The sequence below is a fragment of the Haloparvum alkalitolerans genome (assembly GCF_055381565.1).
In genome coordinates this window covers 2383914-2399081 of record NZ_AP043938.1, presented here as the reverse complement: position 1 = coordinate 2399081, position 15168 = coordinate 2383914, and the positions used below count along the sequence as shown (strand labels likewise).

18 protein-coding genes are annotated in these 15168 nt (G+C 69.0%); 8 read left to right on the top strand and 10 right to left on the bottom strand.

Going from position 1 to position 15168, the window contains the following annotated elements:
• Positions 1–211 precede the first annotated feature (211 nt).
• The gene (locus ACZ432_RS14225) at positions 212–1492 is read left to right on the top strand and encodes an RNA-guided endonuclease InsQ/TnpB family protein (RefSeq protein ID WP_426961783.1); all 1281 of its coding nucleotides are present in this window, start codon (positions 212–214) and stop codon (positions 1490–1492) included.
• A gap of 50 nt (positions 1493–1542) precedes the next feature.
• Here the strand turns inward: ACZ432_RS14225 and ACZ432_RS14220 are convergent, their stop codons facing one another.
• Positions 1543–1713: a hypothetical protein gene (locus tag ACZ432_RS14220; protein ID WP_426961784.1), complete on the bottom strand. Its 171-nt coding sequence runs from the start codon at positions 1711–1713 to the stop codon at positions 1543–1545.
• A 346-nt stretch (positions 1714–2059) separates the two neighbouring features.
• Here ACZ432_RS14220 and ACZ432_RS14215 point away from each other — a divergent pair, with 346 nt between their 5' ends.
• Together ACZ432_RS14215 and ACZ432_RS14210 are read left to right on the top strand one after the other, a co-directional pair.
• A complete protein-coding gene (locus ACZ432_RS14215) occupies positions 2060–2431 on the top strand; it encodes a DUF555 domain-containing protein (RefSeq protein ID WP_426961785.1) in 372 nt (123 codons plus the stop codon).
• A gap of 131 nt (positions 2432–2562) precedes the next feature.
• Entirely contained in the window at positions 2563–3102 is a 540-nt protein-coding gene (locus ACZ432_RS14210; RefSeq protein ID WP_426961786.1) for a CBS domain-containing protein, read from the top strand.
• Positions 3103–3117: 15 nt separating this feature from the next.
• Here ACZ432_RS14210 and ACZ432_RS14205 read toward each other — a convergent pair whose 3' ends face one another.
• The 4 genes from ACZ432_RS14205 to ACZ432_RS14190 form a co-directional block, all read right to left on the bottom strand.
• Positions 3118–4071 carry a mechanosensitive ion channel family protein gene (locus ACZ432_RS14205; protein WP_426961787.1) on the bottom strand — a complete coding sequence of 318 codons (954 nt, stop codon included), beginning with the start codon at positions 4069–4071 and terminating at the stop codon, positions 3118–3120.
• Complete coding sequence (locus tag ACZ432_RS14200) at positions 4071–4316, bottom strand: YhbY family RNA-binding protein (RefSeq protein ID WP_058366849.1); 246 nt, start codon at positions 4314–4316, stop codon at positions 4071–4073. The genes ACZ432_RS14205 and ACZ432_RS14200 overlap by 1 nt, the downstream gene beginning before the upstream one ends.
• A gap of 119 nt (positions 4317–4435) precedes the next feature.
• Positions 4436–4711: a ribonuclease P protein component 4 gene (locus tag ACZ432_RS14195; RefSeq protein ID WP_426961788.1), complete on the bottom strand. Its 276-nt coding sequence runs from the start codon at positions 4709–4711 to the stop codon at positions 4436–4438.
• 138 nt (positions 4712–4849) lie between these two features.
• Positions 4850–5305, bottom strand: a complete 456-nt coding sequence (locus ACZ432_RS14190; RefSeq protein ID WP_426961789.1) for a hypothetical protein — start codon at positions 5303–5305, stop codon at positions 4850–4852.
• A gap of 307 nt (positions 5306–5612) precedes the next feature.
• Between ACZ432_RS14190 and ACZ432_RS14185 the strand changes: the two genes are divergently transcribed.
• Positions 5613–5912 carry a DUF3892 domain-containing protein gene (locus tag ACZ432_RS14185; protein WP_426961790.1) on the top strand — a complete coding sequence of 100 codons (300 nt, stop codon included), beginning with the start codon at positions 5613–5615 and terminating at the stop codon, positions 5910–5912.
• A gap of 263 nt (positions 5913–6175) precedes the next feature.
• Here the strand turns inward: ACZ432_RS14185 and ACZ432_RS14180 are convergent, their stop codons facing one another.
• Complete coding sequence (locus tag ACZ432_RS14180) at positions 6176–7153, bottom strand: aldo/keto reductase (protein WP_426961791.1); 978 nt, start codon at positions 7151–7153, stop codon at positions 6176–6178.
• 102 nt (positions 7154–7255) lie between these two features.
• Positions 7256–7453 carry a hypothetical protein gene (locus ACZ432_RS14175; protein ID WP_058366845.1) on the bottom strand — a complete coding sequence of 66 codons (198 nt, stop codon included), beginning with the start codon at positions 7451–7453 and terminating at the stop codon, positions 7256–7258.
• 104 nt (positions 7454–7557) lie between these two features.
• Between ACZ432_RS14175 and ACZ432_RS14170 the strand changes: the two genes are divergently transcribed.
• The 3 genes from ACZ432_RS14170 (at position 7558) to ACZ432_RS14160 (ending at position 9656) form a co-directional block, all read left to right on the top strand.
• On the top strand, positions 7558–7782 hold the full coding sequence (locus tag ACZ432_RS14170) for a zinc ribbon domain-containing protein (protein WP_426961792.1): 225 nt from the start codon (positions 7558–7560) through the stop codon (positions 7780–7782).
• A 2-nt stretch (positions 7783–7784) separates the two neighbouring features.
• A complete protein-coding gene (locus tag ACZ432_RS14165; RefSeq protein ID WP_426961793.1) occupies positions 7785–8036 on the top strand; it encodes a hypothetical protein in 252 nt (83 codons plus the stop codon).
• Between the two features lie 75 nt (positions 8037–8111).
• Complete coding sequence (locus ACZ432_RS14160; RefSeq protein ID WP_426961794.1) at positions 8112–9656, top strand: cryptochrome/photolyase family protein; 1545 nt, start codon at positions 8112–8114, stop codon at positions 9654–9656.
• 123 nt (positions 9657–9779) lie between these two features.
• Here ACZ432_RS14160 and ACZ432_RS14155 read toward each other — a convergent pair whose 3' ends face one another.
• Positions 9780–9974 (bottom strand): cold-shock protein, encoded by a 195-nt coding sequence (locus ACZ432_RS14155; protein WP_426961795.1) that lies wholly within the window; start codon positions 9972–9974, stop codon positions 9780–9782.
• A gap of 194 nt (positions 9975–10168) precedes the next feature.
• On the opposite strand from ACZ432_RS14155, the gene ACZ432_RS14150 reads away from it, so the two are divergent.
• Positions 10169–12901, top strand: coding sequence for a heavy metal translocating P-type ATPase (locus ACZ432_RS14150; protein WP_426961796.1), 2733 nt, complete (start codon positions 10169–10171; stop codon positions 12899–12901).
• A 57-nt stretch (positions 12902–12958) separates the two neighbouring features.
• Here ACZ432_RS14150 and ACZ432_RS14145 read toward each other — a convergent pair whose 3' ends face one another.
• Together ACZ432_RS14145 and ACZ432_RS14140 are read right to left on the bottom strand one after the other, a co-directional pair.
• Positions 12959–14476: a PAS domain S-box protein gene (locus tag ACZ432_RS14145; protein ID WP_426961797.1), complete on the bottom strand. Its 1518-nt coding sequence runs from the start codon at positions 14474–14476 to the stop codon at positions 12959–12961.
• Complete coding sequence (locus ACZ432_RS14140; RefSeq protein WP_426961798.1) at positions 14473–15066, bottom strand: winged helix-turn-helix transcriptional regulator; 594 nt, start codon at positions 15064–15066, stop codon at positions 14473–14475. Before ACZ432_RS14140 ends, ACZ432_RS14145 begins: the two co-directional genes overlap by 4 nt.
• Positions 15067–15168: the final 102 nt, after the last annotated feature.

Below are 15168 nucleotides of genomic sequence, written 5' to 3'. Positions count from 1 at the left end.
AGAACCGTGTCAACGGGGGCAAACGGGGGCACCGCCGCCTCACGAGTCGCCGGATCGTGACCGCTTACGGAGAATCGAGGAGAAAGCCCCGCCCTTTAGGGCGGGGATGAATCCGACAATACCGGTCACGAACGGCCGTTCGAGGGCACGGGAGGATATTCCACGCTGCGTAATCCATACTTTCAAATCGATTTGTCTACATAGATTATGTATGGCGAAACAGGTCGTCACCCGCACCTATACTGCGTCCATCAGGAACCAGTCACGGGTGCAAGACGACCTGGATTCGCTCGGATTCGCTGCCTCGAAACTCTGGAACGTCGGACGGTGGACGTGTGACCGCGTCTGGTCAGAGATTGGTCACATTCCCAGTCACGCAGAACTCACCGCGTACCTCAAAAGCCACGAACGCTATGATGACCTGCATTCTCAGTCAAGTCAGCGAGTCCTCCAAGAACTCGCTGAGGCGTTCGACGGCTGGTACGGGAAGCGACGCACTGGAGACGCGAGCGCGAACCCGCCCGGCTACCGCAAACACGACGACGACCATCCACGAAGCACGGTCACGTTCAAAGCCGCTGGCTTCAAACTCGACACCCAGTACGACCGTGTTCGACTTTCCAAAGGGTCGAATCTCAAGGAGTACTGGTCGGACTTCATCCTCTGTGAATACCAGACTCGCCCCGACGTTGACCTCTCGACCGTAGAGAGCGTCCAGCAAGTCAGGGCCATTTGGACGGGGGATGAATGGGAACTACACTTTGTGTGTAAGGTCGAAATCGACGTGTCCGAAGCCCGCGGCGAGAAGACTGTTGGTGTCGATCTCGGCATCACCAACTTCGCTGCACTCGCCTACGAGGACGGCCACGCCGAGCTGTACCCGCTGAACTGTCTGAAGCAAGATGACTACTACTTCAGCAAGCGGATCGCTCGATGTGACGACTCGAACTCCGAGCAAGCCACGCGGCTGAATCAGAAGAAGTCAGCTCGCCGCACCCACTATTTCCACACGCTCTCGAAACACATCGTTCAGCGATGCGTCGAGAAGGGTGTTGAGACGGTTGTGGTGGGCGATCTCTCCGGTATCCGCGAGGATGATGAGAACGGCGAAGCGAAGAACTGGGGCAAACACGGCAACCTCGACCTGCACTCATGGGCGTTCGACCGTTTCACCGATCTCCTCGAATACAAAGCAGAGATGCAAGGCATCTCGGTTGTGGAGAAATCAGAGCGAGATACGTCGAAATCGTGTTCCTGCTGTGGTCGTGAACGTGACGCGAATCGTGTTGAGCGTGGGCTGTACGTCTGTGATGCGTGTGGGATGGTGGCGAACGCAGATGTGAACGGTGCAGAGAACATTCGACAGAAGGTATCTCCGAGTCCCGCCACGGATGGCGGCGATAGGAGTAACGGCTGGTTGGCACAGCCATCGACATTCCTGTTTGACAAGGAGACTGGTGCGTTCGCACCTCAAGAACGGGTCACGTCGTAAACCACAATATCCCAACGCGGGAATCCTCGCCCTTCAGGGCGGGGAGGATGTCAATCCGCGGCGCGCTCGTAGGCCGCGCCGGTCGCCTCGACGAGTCGCCGGATCGCGGACGGAACGCCGGAGCGGCGCGCGGCGAGCGCGAGCGGGAACAGCGCGATCCCGACCGCGACCGTCAGCTGGTGTAGCCCGAACATCGCGGACTGGTACGCACGGGTGAACATTGGGTCTCTACCATCAGGGATCGACCGCCGTACATAAGGGTATCGGAGCGTCAGACGGGCGCACGTCGCCGCAGGCGTGTGGTTTTCCCGTTCCCGGTCATCCAGCGCCGCCCCGGCCGGGTCCCGGTCGCGAACCCGGTGCGAGGGCGAAGCGTGTCGGTCCCCAAGGCAAACGTATCGATAACTTATGAAGATGCGCGGGGACTCGTGCGCCTATTCGACGGCCGCGGACGACGCGAGCGAACGCACGCGACTCGGCGCGACCGATGGAACCCCCGGTCGGTCGGCGACCGTTCCGCGCGGGCGAACCACAAGACACGAAACCCCGCGCCCCTTCGAGTCGGGTATGAGCAACTATCTAGTCGCCATGGAGGCGGCGTGGCTGGTGCGGGACGTCGAGGACGCCGACGACGCGATCGGCGTGGCGGTCAGCGAGGCCGGGAAGCGTCTCAACGAGACCGACAAGCAGTACGTCGACGTGGAGGTCGGCGTGACCGGCTGTCCCGCCTGCGGCGAGCCGTTCGACGCGACGTTCATCGCGGCGAGCACCGCGCTCGTGGGACTTCTCCTGGAGATCGAGATCTTCAACGCCGAGGGCGAGGAGCACGCCTCCCGCATCGCCAAGAGCGAGGTCGGCAGCGCGCTCCGCGACGTGCCCCTCGAGGTCATCGAGGTCGTCGAGACCGAGGCCGACGCCGACGCCGACGAGGCCGAGTAACGCCGTCGACCGCCGCCGAGCTACGGATTCGGTCGTCGCCGGCGCGAGCACGCGAGCCCGGGCCGCCGTCGACGCCACGCAGGTCCGGCCGCCGTCGAAACCTTTTCAATTACCCCGAGTTATCTCGGGATATGGAACTTCCGACGCCGCAGGACCTGCGGGAGCGCCGCAACGCGCTCGGGCTCACCCAGAGCGCGCTCGCGGACGAGGCCGGCGTTTCGCAGCCGCTCATCGCGCGCATCGAGGGGGGCGACGTGGATCCCCGGCTCTCGACGCTCCGCTCCATCGTCAACGCGCTCGACGAGGCGGAAGGCGAGGTCGTCCGCGCCGAGAACCTGATGAACGAGACGGTGATCAGCGTCGCGCCGGACGACGCGGTCCGGGACGCGGTCGACCTGATGGAACAGGAGGCGTACTCCCAGCTCCCGGTGCTCCAGAACGGCATCCCGGTCGGCTCGATCAGCCAGGGCGACGTGGTCCACGCCGGCGAGGACGTGGGCGACCACCCCGTCAGCGAGGTGATGAGCGAGTCGTTCCCGACGGTCGCGCCCGACGCCACCGTCGACGAGGTCCGCAACCTGCTGGACCACTACAAGGCGGTGATGGTCACCGACGGCGGCGAGACCGTCGGGATCATCACCGAGGCCGACATCGCGGCGCAGCTCTCCTGAGGCCGCTCGCGACCGCTACTGCTCGGCGGAGAAGGCGTCCGGTTCGCTCCAGGCGTCGCGGCCGGAGACCGTCCGCTGCGGGAACGGGAAGGAGATGCCCTCCTCGTCGAACCGCTGTTTGACCGCCTTCACGTAGTCGGCGCGGGTCTTCACGAAGTCCGCGCGCGAGGGGTTCTCGATCCAGACGCGGGACTGCAGGCCGACGTAGGAGTCAGCCAACTCGTTGAGGCGGACCGAGGGGGCCGGGTCGCGCAGGATCTCGTCGTGTTTCTCGGCCTCCTCGATGATGATGTTCGTCGCCGCGTCGATGTCGTCGTCGTAGTCGATGCCGAAGACGAACTTCAGCCGGAGGGTGTCCTTCGCGACCGGATTCTTCACGACGCCGCTGGTCAGTTCGTAGTTCGGCACCGTCAGCAGTTCGTTGTCGAACGTGCGGACGCGCGTGACGCGGAAGGAGATGTCCTCGACGATGCCGGAGTTGTCGCCCCACTCGACCCAGTCGCCGATGCGGAACGGCTTGTCCGTGTAGATGAACACGCCCGAGACGAAGTTGCGGATGATGTCCTGCATCGCGAAGCCGATGGCCAGCGTCGCCGCGGCCGCGATCGTCGCCATCGACTGCAGGAAGTTTCCGTAGCCGGCCAGCCCGAACGCGACCGCGATGCCGGCGAAGAGCACGCCGACCGTCGCGATCCGGTTGAGCGGTTTGCGCGCGTGCGGCTTCAGCCCCTTTCTGTCGAGCAGCCGGTCGACGAGCGGAGAGAGTACCGACTTGTTGAGGACGTAGACGGCCGCGAGCACGCCGACGAAGACGAGAAACGACGCGATAGGCGCCGCGAGGGTCCCGCCGAGATAGGGCGTCAGCGCGTCCGCAACCGGCTGCACCTGTGCCGGAACCGCGCCGAGCGCGTCGCCGGCGGCCGCACCGCCGGAACCGCTGACCGCACCGCCCGCCGCACCGATCCCCATCAGTGGAACACCGCCGTGTTGCCACGCGTCTCCACCAGCTCGGCGTCGACCCGGTCCGCGAGGTCGGCCGCCAGTTCCTCGGTCGTCGTCCCGCCGCGGGCCGCCCGCAGGAACTTCGCTTTCACCAGTTTTCGGTCGTCCAGCTGGTCCGCCAACTCGTCGACGACTGCCTCGACGCCGCCCTTACCGACCCAGACGGTCACGTCGAGGTCGTGCGCCTCCTTTCGGAGTTGCTGATCGGTCATACGCGGTCAAGAGGGCGCGGCGCATTGAAGCTTGAGGTACGCGGCCGCGAGCGACCCGTCGCCCGCCGTCCGCGAGGCGGTCCACGAGGCGGTCCGTCCGCGAGGCGCCCCGAGCCGACTCAGAAGGGGTACCTGTCGGTCGCGCCGCACTCCAGACACCGCACGACGACGTGTCCCGGCTGCGTGCGGAAGCGTCCCGTGACCCCCGGCCGCAGATACACGTCGCAGTCGTCGCAGGTCCGCCGCGTGAACGCCCGCGGGAGCCCGCAGCGGTTCCGCTCCGCGATGCGGCGGGCGAGGCGAACGTACTCGCGCGAACGGTCGAACTCCCCGTCGACGACCGCCTCCCGCGCGAGCGACAGGAGCCGCTCGATGCGCTCCTCGGGAATGCCCATACGCGAAGCGCGCGACCGGACGGGAAAGGCGTTGCGAACGCGGGCGTCCCGCCGGACGCTCGCGGCGCTCGGGATCATCTCGAAAGGCCGGCGTCGGCGACCGACGCCGAGAAAAACGCGTCGCGGACCGCGGCCGCGCTACTGGTCTTCCAGCGCCTGCGCGATGCGCTGTAGCTGCCGGGTCGCGTCGCGGACCTCGTCGCGGAGCTGGCGCACCTCACGCACGAGCTCCTCGTTGCCGACCGACTCCTCGCCGCCGCGCTCGCCGCGAGCGCCGCCCGGACCGCCGGGACCGCCGCCCATCCCCGGCGCGCCGCCCGGCCCGCCGCCACCGCCCATGCCCGGCGGGCCGCCACCGCCGCCCATCATGCCGGACATCATCTGTGCGAAGGGGTTGCCCCCGCCCATACCGCCGGGGCCGCCCTCGCCGCCCATCATCTCCTCGGGGCTGGGCTGCTCGCCCTCCTCGCGTTCCTGTTCGCGTCGTTCGCGGATCTCCTCCACGCGCTCGCGGAAGGATTTCTCCTCTCCGTCCTCGCCGTCGGCGGCGTCGCCGGCGTCGTCGCCGGACTCGGCCGGTTCGTCGTCTGCCATACCCCCCGGTTGCGTCTCGGGTCCGAAAAGGGTTGGCTTCGACCTTTTTCTGCGTCGGGTTCGCGCGGCGCAAGCGCCGCGCTCACCGCTCCTTGAAAAATGTCGATCAAAAAGGGCCGCGGTCGGCGCTACGGGCGCTTCGCGCCCTCGCGCCGCCGCGGTACCACCACCTCGACACATAACCGCACCGCCACCGCACCAGCACCGCCACCGCACCAGCACCGCGGCCGCCACCGCACCAGCACCGCCACCGCACCAGCACCGCACCGCCACCGACCTTATGAGCCTCACGGCCGAGGTGCCCGGTATGACCGACTTCGACGCGGACTACGTCATCACCCACGTGCGCTACGTCGGCCACCACATCGACGCGGTCCGACGACACCGCCCGGCCGACGACGGCCTCGGAGACCCCGTCGAGGTCCCCCGCGGCGCGGTCGTGCAGGACCTCGACCTCGGCCTCGACTATATGACCGCCTTCCACGAGAACGGCGACTGGATCCCCGGTGACGAGGTGATCACGTACCACGCCGACGGCGAACGCTTCATCCGCACCACCGGCGACGACCACCCCGAGGACAACCTCTCGGGACTGCCCGAGTTCTGAAACTCGACCTTTTTCTGCGTCGGGTTCGCGCGGCGCAAGCGCCGCGCTCACCGCTCTCCCCGAGCTCCGCTCGGGGATCAGCGAGACCCAACGGGTCTCGCAAGCCTTGAAAAATGTCGATCAAAAAGGGGCCGCGGTCGGCGCTGCGGGCGCTTCGCGCCCTCGCGCCGCCGCGGTACCACGACCTCAACACATAACCGCACCGCGGCCGCGTGGTGACGGAAAAGCGCCGTTCCGGCCGGTGTCCCGTAACCCGAATCCGCCTACTCGTGGCCCGAGACGGGGACCGGCTCGTACGGCTCCTCCAGCCATTCCACGTCCGAGTCGGACAGGTCGATGTCGAGCGCCTCGACCGCGTCCTCCAGGTGCTCCACGCTCGTGGTCCCGACGATGGGCGCGTCGACCCAGTCCTTGTGGAACAGCCACGCGAGCGCGATCTGGGCCATCTTCACGCCCTTCTCGGCCGCGAGTTCCTCCACGCGAGCGTTGATCGACCGACCGCCCTTCTCGCGGTAGGGGTGCTCGTACATGTGCTCCTCCGTCTGCCCGCGCAGGGTCGCGTCGATGTCGTCGTCCGGGCGCGCGAGGTAGCCCCGGGCGAGGGGACTCCACGGCATCACGCCGACCCCCTCCTTCTCGCACAGCGGGAGCATCTCGCGCTCCTCCTCGCGGTAGACGAGGTTGTAGTGGTTCTGCATCGTGACGAACCGCTCGAGGCCGAGGCGCTCACTCGCGTGGAGCGCGTCCGCGAACTCGTGGGCCCACATCGAGGAGGCGCCGACGTACCGCGTCTTCCCGCGTCGCACCGCGTCGTCGAGCGCGCGCAGCGTCTCCTCGATGGGCGTGTCGTGGTCGTAGCGATGGATCTGGTAGAGGTCCACCGTGTCCATCCCCAGCCGGTCCAGCGAGTTGTCCAGCTCCTGCTCGATGGCCTTCCGGGAGAGGCCGCCGGAGTTGGGGTTCCCCTCGTCCATCTGGAAGTACCCCTTCGTGGCGACCACGAACTCGTCGCGGTCGTAGCCGGCGAGGGCCTCGCCGAGCACGCGCTCGCTCTCGCCGTCCGAGTACATGTTGGCGGTGTCGAAGAAGTTCACGCCGAGGTCGACCGCGCGCTCGACGAGCTCCCTCCCCTCCTCCTCGCCGAGGACCCACTCGCGCCAGTCCGGGTCGCCGAAGCTCATACAGCCGAGACAGATCCGCGAGACCTCCACGCCGGTGGACCCGAGGGTGGTGTACTCCATGGGTACGCGGTCGGCCGCGGGGACCAAAAATCGGTGGGCCGGCGGAGCGGTTGCCGGTGGTCGGCGGCGCCGTGCGCGCGAGCGCCGTCGCCGCACTCCGCCCTACTCGTTCTTGAACGACGCCGTGTAGACCATGAACGCGCCCGTAACGAGCACGAACGAGAGGAAGGTGACGAGCGCGAGGACCGTGGCGACCGGCTCCAGCGGGACGAGGAACTGCTCGCCGGTCGTGTCGAGCACGAGCACCGCCAGCAGGGCCGACACGAGCGCGAGCAGCCAGTTCGTGATGATGCTGTCCATACCGGGCCGACGCCGGCCCGCGTGAAAAAGGTGCGCGGCCGCCGGACGGAGGGGGCTCGTCCCGCCGATACGGTTTAGTGGGTCGCCCGCGCAGTCGCGTCCGCATGCCCTCCACCGAACACGCGCACGGCGACGGTGGCTGTCCCAAGTGCGGCCACGACGAGGCCGAAGTCGGCTCCATCTCCACGACCGGGAGCGGCCTCAGCAAGATGTTCGACATCCAGACCAACAAGTTCCGCGTGGTCTCGTGTACGGACTGCGGCTACTCGGAGCTGTACCGCGACTCGGCCTCCGCCGGGAGCACCATCGCGGACGTGTTCTTCGGCTGACCGTGGCGGAGGCCGCCCTCCTCATCGCGGTCCTGCTCGCGCTCGTCGCGCCCCTCGTCCTGTACGCGCTGGTGCGCGACGAGCACGAACGCGACCGGGAGACGGTCGACGGCTGGGACGAGGCCGAACGGACCGCGCGCAAGGACGCGGACGCCGCCACCAGCGTCGACGCCGACGCCGCGCGCCGGGACCCCGACGCCGGCGCCGAAACCGACGACGGAGTCGAGAAGAACGGCTGGGGTCGCCGGGACTGAGCCCCGAACGCGGGAGGCGAGCCGCGGGGTCCGACCCGCCACCGCGTATTTGTCGGTGGCGCTCGCAGCGAACGTATGACGCTGCTGCTGCTCGGCGACCAGCTTTCACACGACCTCGCGGCGCTCGGGGAGGCCGAGGACGTGCTCATGATCGAGTCGCGCGCGTTCGCGGCGCGCAAGCGCTACCACGCGCACAAACTCACCCTCGTCTTCTCCGCGATGCGGCACTTCCGCGACGAACTCCGCGAGCGGGGCCGCGCGGTGACGTATCTCCGGGCCGAGGACTTCGCCGAGGGGTTCGACCGGTTCGCGGCCGAGCGCGAGGATCCGGACCTCCGCCTGATGCGTCCGGCGAGTCACGGCGCGGGCGAGCGCCTGCGGGAACTGGCCGCCGAGCGCGGCATCGACCTCGAACTGCTCCCCAACGAACTGTTCGTCACGACGCCCGACGACTGGCGCGCGTGGGCCGGCGCGGACGCCGACGACCCCGACGCGACGTTCCGACAGGAGGACTGGTACAGACACGTCCGCCGCGAGACGGGCGTGCTGATGGAGGAGGACGCCGACGCCGCGGACGGGGATCCGGAGCCGCGGCCCGCGGGCGGCGCGTGGAACTTCGACGAGGAGAACCGCGAGACGCCGCCGGACGACTGGGCCCCGCCCGAGCGCGCGACGTTCGAGCCGGACGCCCTCACCCGCGAGGTCCACGATTGGGTGACGGCGGCGTTCGAGACGTGGGGCGCGTCGTCGATCGACGACTTCGCGTGGCCCGTGACCGCCGCGGAGGCGGAGGCGGCGCTGGAGAGGTTCGTCGCCGAGCGCCTGCCCGCGTTCGGCGACTACCAGGACGCGATGGTGGAGGGGGAGCCGTGGCTCGCGCACTCGCTGCTGTCGCCCGCGATCAACCTCGGTCTCCTCGACCCGATGCGGGCCGTGCGGGCCGCGGAGGACGCCTACGAGCGCGGCGAGGCGCCGATAAACGCGGTCGAGGGGTTCGTCCGCCAGCTCCTCGGCTGGCGGGAGTTCGTGCGCCACGTCTACCGGGCCGCGATGCCGGAGCTGGCCGACGCGAACCGACTCGATAACCACCGGGACCTCCCGCCCGCGTTCTGGGACGGCGAGACGGAGATGACGTGCCTTTCGGAGGCGGTCGAGCACGTCCGCGCGTTCGGCTACGCGCACCACATCGAGCGCCTGATGGTGCTGTCGAACTTCGCGCTGCTGTACGGCGCCGACCCCCACGAACTCAACGAGTGGTTCCACCTCGGCTTCGTCGACGCGTACCACTGGGTGACGACGCCGAACGTCGTCGCGATGGGGTCGTTCGCGACCGACGCCCTCTCCTCGAAGCCGTACGCCTCCTCGGGGAACTACGTGAACGAGATGAGCGACTACTGCGCCTCGTGTCCCTACGCCGTCTCGCGGACGACCGGCGAGGGCGCCTGCCCGTTCAACGCGCTCTACTGGGACTTCCTGAAGGAGAACGAGGAGACGCTCCGCGGCACCGGCCGCATGGGCCTGATGTACAACCACGTCGACGACAAGGACGACGAGGAGTGGGCCGCGATCCGGGACCGCGCCCGCGAGGTGCGCGAGCGGGCCGCGGCCGGGGAGTTGTAGTGCCGCGGCCGGGGAGCTGTAGGGCCGCGCACATCGCGGCCACGGAGGGTTCCCCGACAGCGCGGCCGCTCCGCGGGCAAGAAAACGCGGGACTCGTCAGTGTGCCGATGCGCCGAGGTCGAGCTATACTCGAGTGAGGTTCGTCGCGCGTGGCCCCTTGTCGGCCTGATCGATGTCGAACTCCACTTCCTGTCCCTCCTCGAGATCGGGGCCGCCCACGTCCTCCATGTGGAAGAACACGTCCTCGTCGGCGTCCTCGGTCTCGATAAAGCCGTAGCCTCCGGTGTCGTTGAAGAAGGCAACCGTTCCTGTCGCCATCGCGTCTCAAGCAACGCGGAACCCGACCATAAACGTTTGGGGGATGGTAGCACGGGAGTTCGACGGTCGACAGCCATCCCGAGACAGAAACGTAAAAATCTCGCCGACAGAGTTTCGGTTCCAAAATATCCTGCAGTTCGAGGGACGGGATCGAAGCCATAACCGGCATGAAGTAGTAGCCCCTATCAACACCCATGAGCACGCACCGCGCGCACATCGAGATCGGCGGGATGTCGTGTGCGACCTGTTCGAAGACCGTCTCGGAGGCGGTCGAGTCCCTCGACGGGGTCGAGGAGGCCTCGGTCAACTTCGCCACCGACGAGGGGACGGTCGCGTACGACCCCGCGGTCGTCGGTCTCGACGCGATCTACGAGGCGATCCGCGACGCCGGGTACGACCCGACCGCGGAGTCGGCGTCGGTCGCGATCACCGGCATGTCGTGTACCAACTGCGCGGACGCGGTCGAGAGCGCCGTGAGCGACGTGCCGGGCGTGATCGACGTGTCGGTCAACAGCGCCAGCGACGAGGCGCGCGTCGAGTACAACCCGACCGACGCCGACCTCCCCGCGATCTACGACGCCGTGAAAGGGGCGGGCTACGAGCCGGTCCGCGAGGTCGGCCCCGGCGCGGAGGCTGGGAGCGAGGGGGACGGCGAGGGAAGCGGCGCGGGTGACGGGGGCGGCTCCGGGGAGTCGGCGCGCCGGAGCGCGGTCCAGCGCGAACTGGAGCGCCAGCGCCGACTGGCGATCGGGGGCGGGATCCTCACGATCCCCTTCTGGGTCCTGATGGGGAGCATGCTCGGGTTCTACGCGGTCCCCGAGACGGTCGCGGGGATCGACCGCGGCTGGTTTGAGCTCGCCATCGCCACCGTGATGATGGCGACGCTCGGGCGCGAGTTCCTCTCGGGCGCGTGGCGCGCGCTCTCGAAGTCCCGGGACGTGAACATGGACACGCTCGTCGCGGTCGGCTCCTCGGCGGGCTACCTGTTCTCGACCGCGGTGATGGTGAACCTGATCACCGGCGACCTCTACTTCGAGGCGGTCGCGTTCATCCTCTGGTTCATCACCGTCGGCAACTGGCTGGAGGCGCGCTCGAAGGCGCAGGCCAGCGACGCGCTCCGCGCGCTGCTGGAGATGGAGGCCGAGACCGCGACGCTCGTCGACCCCGAGACGGGCGAGGAGCGCGAGGTCGAGTTGAGCGAGGTCGCGGTCGGCGACCGGATGAAGGTCCGGCCGGGCGAGAAGGTCCCGACCGACGGCGTCGTCGTGGACGGGGAGTCCGCGGTCGACGAATCGATGATCACCGGCGAGTCCGTCCCCGTCGAGAAGGAACCGGGCGACGAGGTGGTCGGCTCGACGGTCAACGAGAACGGCGTCCTGATCGTGGAGGCGACGAAGGTGGGCGAGGACACCGCGATCCAGCAGATCGTCGACCGCGTCCGCGAGGCGCAGTCGCGCCAGCCGGACATCCAGCGCGTCGTGGACAAGGTGTCGGGGGTCTTCGTCCCCGCGGTGCTTCTCAACGCGACGGTCTGGGGCGTCCTGTGGTTCCTCTTCCCCGACCAGCTGTACGCGGTCGCCACCGCGCTCCCGCTGTGGGAGCCGGTCGGCGGCGGCCCGGTCGTGGGCGGGGTTCCGGTCGCGGAGTTCTCCATCATCGTGTTCGCCTCCGCGGTGCTCGTGGCGTGCCCGTGTGCGCTCGGACTGGCGACGCCCGCGGCGACGATGGTCGGCTCGACCATCGCGGCCACCTCCGGCGTCCTGTTCAAGGGCGCCGACGTGCTGGAGCGCGTGAAGGACGTGGACGCGGTCGTCTTCGACAAGACGGGCACGCTCACCCACGGCGAGATGGAGCTGACCGACGTGGTCGCGCTCGACGCCGCGGGGACCGCGACCCGTGCCGACGGCGGCGCCGCGGCTGACGGGAGCGACGCGGCCCCCGACGGCGGCGCGCTCTCGGTCGAGCACTCCGACGCCGACGAGGCCGAAGATGTCGAGGATGCCGACGATGCCGACGACGCCGAAGAACTGGTCCTCCGTGCGGCCGCGGCCGCGGAGTCCGGGAGCGAGCATCCCCTCGGCGAGGCGATCGTCGACGGGGCCGCGGACCGGGGCCTCGCCGTCGAGCGTCCCGAATCGTTCGAGAGCGTTCCCGGTCACGGCGTCGTGGCGGAGACGGAGCGGGGCGAGGTGCTGGTCGGCAACCGGAAGCTGTTCGCGGACCGCGGGATCGACGCGGACGCGGCGGCCGAGGAGATGGAGCGGCTGGAGCGCGAGGGCAAGACCGCGATGCTGGTCGGCCTCGACGGCGAGGTGATCGGCGTGGTCGCCTGCGCGGACACGGTGCGCGAGAGCGCCCGCGAGACCGTCGCGGCGCTGCGCGAGCGGGGCGTGGAGGTCATGCTCCTGACCGGCGACAACGAGCGGACCGCCCGCGCGGTCGCCGAGGAGGTCGGTATCGAGCCCGACAACGTCCGATCCGAGGTGCTCCCCGAGGACAAGGCCGACGCCGTCGACGACATCCAGTCCGACGGCCGCCGCGCCGCGATGGTCGGGGACGGCGTCAACGACGCGCCCGCGCTCACGACCGCCCACGTCGGGATCGCCATCGGCTCCGGCACCGACGTGGCCATCGAGTCCGCGGACGTGACGCTGATGCGCGACGACCCCGCGGACGTGCTGAAGGCGCTGCGCGTCTCCGAGGCGACGCTCTCGAAGGTCAGACAGAACCTCTTCTGGGCGTTCGTCTACAACACGACGCTGCTGCCCGTCGCCTCCCTCGGCCTGCTCAACCCCGCGCTCGCGGGGCTGGCGATGGCCGGCTCCTCGGTGTCGGTGATGACGAACAGCCTGCTGTTCCGGCGCTACGACCCGAGCGAGGACTACCACCTCGCGGTCCTCCGGCCGTTCTACCGGCTCCGGGAGTAGCGTGCGCGGCCGGAGCCGGCGCGGCGTCGGTGAGGTGCGGTCCGCCGTCGCGGGTCGTCACTCCCCGGCCAGCGGCAGCCTGATCCGGGCGACATTCCCCGTCCCGTCGGGAGGCTCGAACCGGGCGCTCCCGTCCGAGAGGTCGACGACCCAGTGGACGAGCCACAGGCCCAGCCCGGTGCTGTGTGCCACTCCGTCGTCGTCGCCCTTGCCGAGCAGCACCTGTCGGTCGTACTCGGGGACCGGGACGTTCCAGTCGCGAACCGTGACGACGGCCTCGTCCCCTTCGAGCGCGATCGACACCGCCACCCGCGGTGGGTCCGCCTCCGGGTCCGCGTAGCCCACGGCGTTGTCGATCAGTTCGGCCACCGCGTCCTCGATCTCCGGGAGCGCGTCGACGGTGGCGGCGTCGGGGAGGTCGGTCTCGATCGCCGCGTCGGGCGTCCGCCGTCGCTGCGTCTCGACCGCGCGCTCGACCGCGGCGACGAGGTCGACCGGGCGCGTCGCCGGCGCGGAGCGCAGCAGGCGGTTCACCTCGCGCTGTTTCTCCGCCTTGTCAAGGAGGTCGAGTCCGACCTGTCGGATGACCCCGGTCTCGGGGCTACCCCCTTCGGTCGGGTCGTCCGGATCCCCCTCGCCTTCGGCGCTTCGTTCTCCGGCGCTTCGGCTGCCGCCCCTGTCTCTGTCGCTCCGGCCGCCGCCGCTTCGATCCCCGTTTATCTCGTCGACGTACCCGAGGATCTTGTTGAGGTCGTTCCGCAGGTTGTGCCGCAACACGTTGTCGATCACGGCGAGCTGCTTCTCACGGCGCTTCCTGTCGGTCACGTCGCGGGAGAACCCGACGATCCGGACGACCTCGCCGTCCTCGACGATCGGGCTCGCCTGCACCCATACCCAGCGACCGAAGTTCCGGTCGGGGTTGACGCGGTACTCGACGTCGACGTGCTCCCCCGCCGAGATCCGCGCCATGGCGTCCCTCACCGCGGGCCTGTCCTCCGGGTGGACCTGCTCCAGGAAAGCGGTCGCGTCCGCCTCGACCTCCTCGATCGACCCGCCGTACACCGATTCGTAGGCTGGGTTGACGAACAGGACCTCGCTCCAGTCGCCGGTGAACGACCACAGCACGTCGGTCGCGTTCTCCGCGAGCTCCTCTAGCCGCGCGGCGGTCTCGTCGCGCTCCCGTTCCGCGCGGACGCGGTCGGTCACGTCACGCGAGCTCACGACGTAGCCGCCGACGGCCGCGTGCGTGAGGTTCGAGAAGCGACTCTCCAGCCACACCCACGAGCCGTCGGGCGTCCGGTGTCTGTACTCGACGGTCGCCGCGGCGTAGTCGTCCGCGTCGCCCGTTCCCGGCGGCGTCCCCTCGACCGTCTCCCTGAACGTCGACCGGACGCGTTCGACGTCGTCGGGGTGGATCAGGTCGAACGCGTCGACGCCGATCAGCTCCTCGGGGCCGTAGCCGACGACCTCCCGCGCCGCCTCGTTGCAGTAGGTGACCGTTCCCTCCTCGTCGATGACGACCACCTTGTCCCGGGCGTGGTCGAGCAGCAGTTCGGCCGGCGGCTCGGCCGTCACGACGACCCCGCCTCCAGCCGCTCGTACCGCGTCTCGAAGTTCGCCCGGCAGGTGCCACAGCAGAAGTAGTAGCGCGTGCCGTCGAGGGTCGCGGTCTCCCCCTCGCTGGTGACGGTGTTGCCGCACTCCACGCAGTCGACGGCCAACTCCGGATCGCCCAGCGTCGGCTCCCACGACGACGCCGTCACGAGCGACACTTCCAACGAGGACACCGCCTCGAGCCCGACCGTCTCCGCCAGCAGCTCCCGGACCGCGCCCTCATCGACCGTGGCGACGGCGACGACCGTCCCCTCCGCCGTCTCGAAGACGTGGTCGACGCGGTCGTCCGCGGTCAGCGCCTCCCCGGCGGCCGCCACCTCCGCGGGCGGGACGCCGAGCCGGATCAGCACCTCCGTTCCGGTCGAGATCCGAGAGCGGTCCAGATCCAGCGTGAACCCTTCGATGACGCCGAGTTCGCGGAGCCGGTCCACCCGGTCCGAGACCGCCGGCGCCGACAGGTCGACCCGCTCGGCGATGTCGCTGTAGGGCCGCCGGGCGTCCTGCAGGAGGAGTCGGAGGATCTCCCGGTCAGTCTCGTCGAGGGTTCGCATGGACGAACGGTTCTCATTCCGGAACCAAAAGCGCTCGCCAGCCCGGTCGTTCGAACCCGTACCCGGCGTTCGGCCGCGACCGCAAGGGAAACCGCAAAGGGC

Excerpts from the sequence above, each read along its gene's own strand:
- ACZ432_RS14205 (WP_426961787.1), bottom strand. The coding sequence starts at position 4,071 with ATGGGGATCGGTGCGGCGGGCGGTGCGGTCAGCGGTTCCGGCGGTGCG.
- ACZ432_RS14180 (WP_426961791.1), bottom strand. The coding sequence starts at position 7,153 with ATGGAGTACACCACCCTCGGGTCCACCGGCGTGGAGGTCTCGCGGATC.
- ACZ432_RS14200 (WP_058366849.1), bottom strand. The coding sequence starts at position 4,316 with ATGACCGATCAGCAACTCCGAAAGGAGGCGCACGACCTCGACGTGACC.
- ACZ432_RS14210 (WP_426961786.1), top strand. The coding sequence starts at position 2,563 with ATGGAACTTCCGACGCCGCAGGACCTGCGGGAGCGCCGCAACGCGCTC.
- ACZ432_RS14220 (WP_426961784.1), bottom strand. The coding sequence starts at position 1,713 with ATGTTCACCCGTGCGTACCAGTCCGCGATGTTCGGGCTACACCAGCTG.
- ACZ432_RS14215 (WP_426961785.1), top strand. The coding sequence starts at position 2,060 with ATGAGCAACTATCTAGTCGCCATGGAGGCGGCGTGGCTGGTGCGGGAC.
- ACZ432_RS14150 (WP_426961796.1), top strand. The coding sequence starts at position 10,169 with ATGAGCACGCACCGCGCGCACATCGAGATCGGCGGGATGTCGTGTGCG.
- ACZ432_RS14155 (WP_426961795.1), bottom strand. The coding sequence starts at position 9,974 with ATGGCGACAGGAACGGTTGCCTTCTTCAACGACACCGGAGGCTACGGC.
- ACZ432_RS14160 (WP_426961794.1), top strand. The coding sequence starts at position 8,112 with ATGACGCTGCTGCTGCTCGGCGACCAGCTTTCACACGACCTCGCGGCG.
- ACZ432_RS14185 (WP_426961790.1), top strand. The coding sequence starts at position 5,613 with ATGACCGACTTCGACGCGGACTACGTCATCACCCACGTGCGCTACGTC.
- ACZ432_RS14195 (WP_426961788.1), bottom strand. The coding sequence starts at position 4,711 with ATGGGCATTCCCGAGGAGCGCATCGAGCGGCTCCTGTCGCTCGCGCGG.
- ACZ432_RS14140 (WP_426961798.1), bottom strand. The coding sequence starts at position 15,066 with ATGCGAACCCTCGACGAGACTGACCGGGAGATCCTCCGACTCCTCCTG.
- ACZ432_RS14190 (WP_426961789.1), bottom strand. The coding sequence starts at position 5,305 with ATGGCAGACGACGAACCGGCCGAGTCCGGCGACGACGCCGGCGACGCC.
- ACZ432_RS14170 (WP_426961792.1), top strand. The coding sequence starts at position 7,558 with ATGCCCTCCACCGAACACGCGCACGGCGACGGTGGCTGTCCCAAGTGC.
- ACZ432_RS14225 (WP_426961783.1), top strand. The coding sequence starts at position 212 with ATGGCGAAACAGGTCGTCACCCGCACCTATACTGCGTCCATCAGGAAC.
- ACZ432_RS14175 (WP_058366845.1), bottom strand. The coding sequence starts at position 7,453 with ATGGACAGCATCATCACGAACTGGCTGCTCGCGCTCGTGTCGGCCCTG.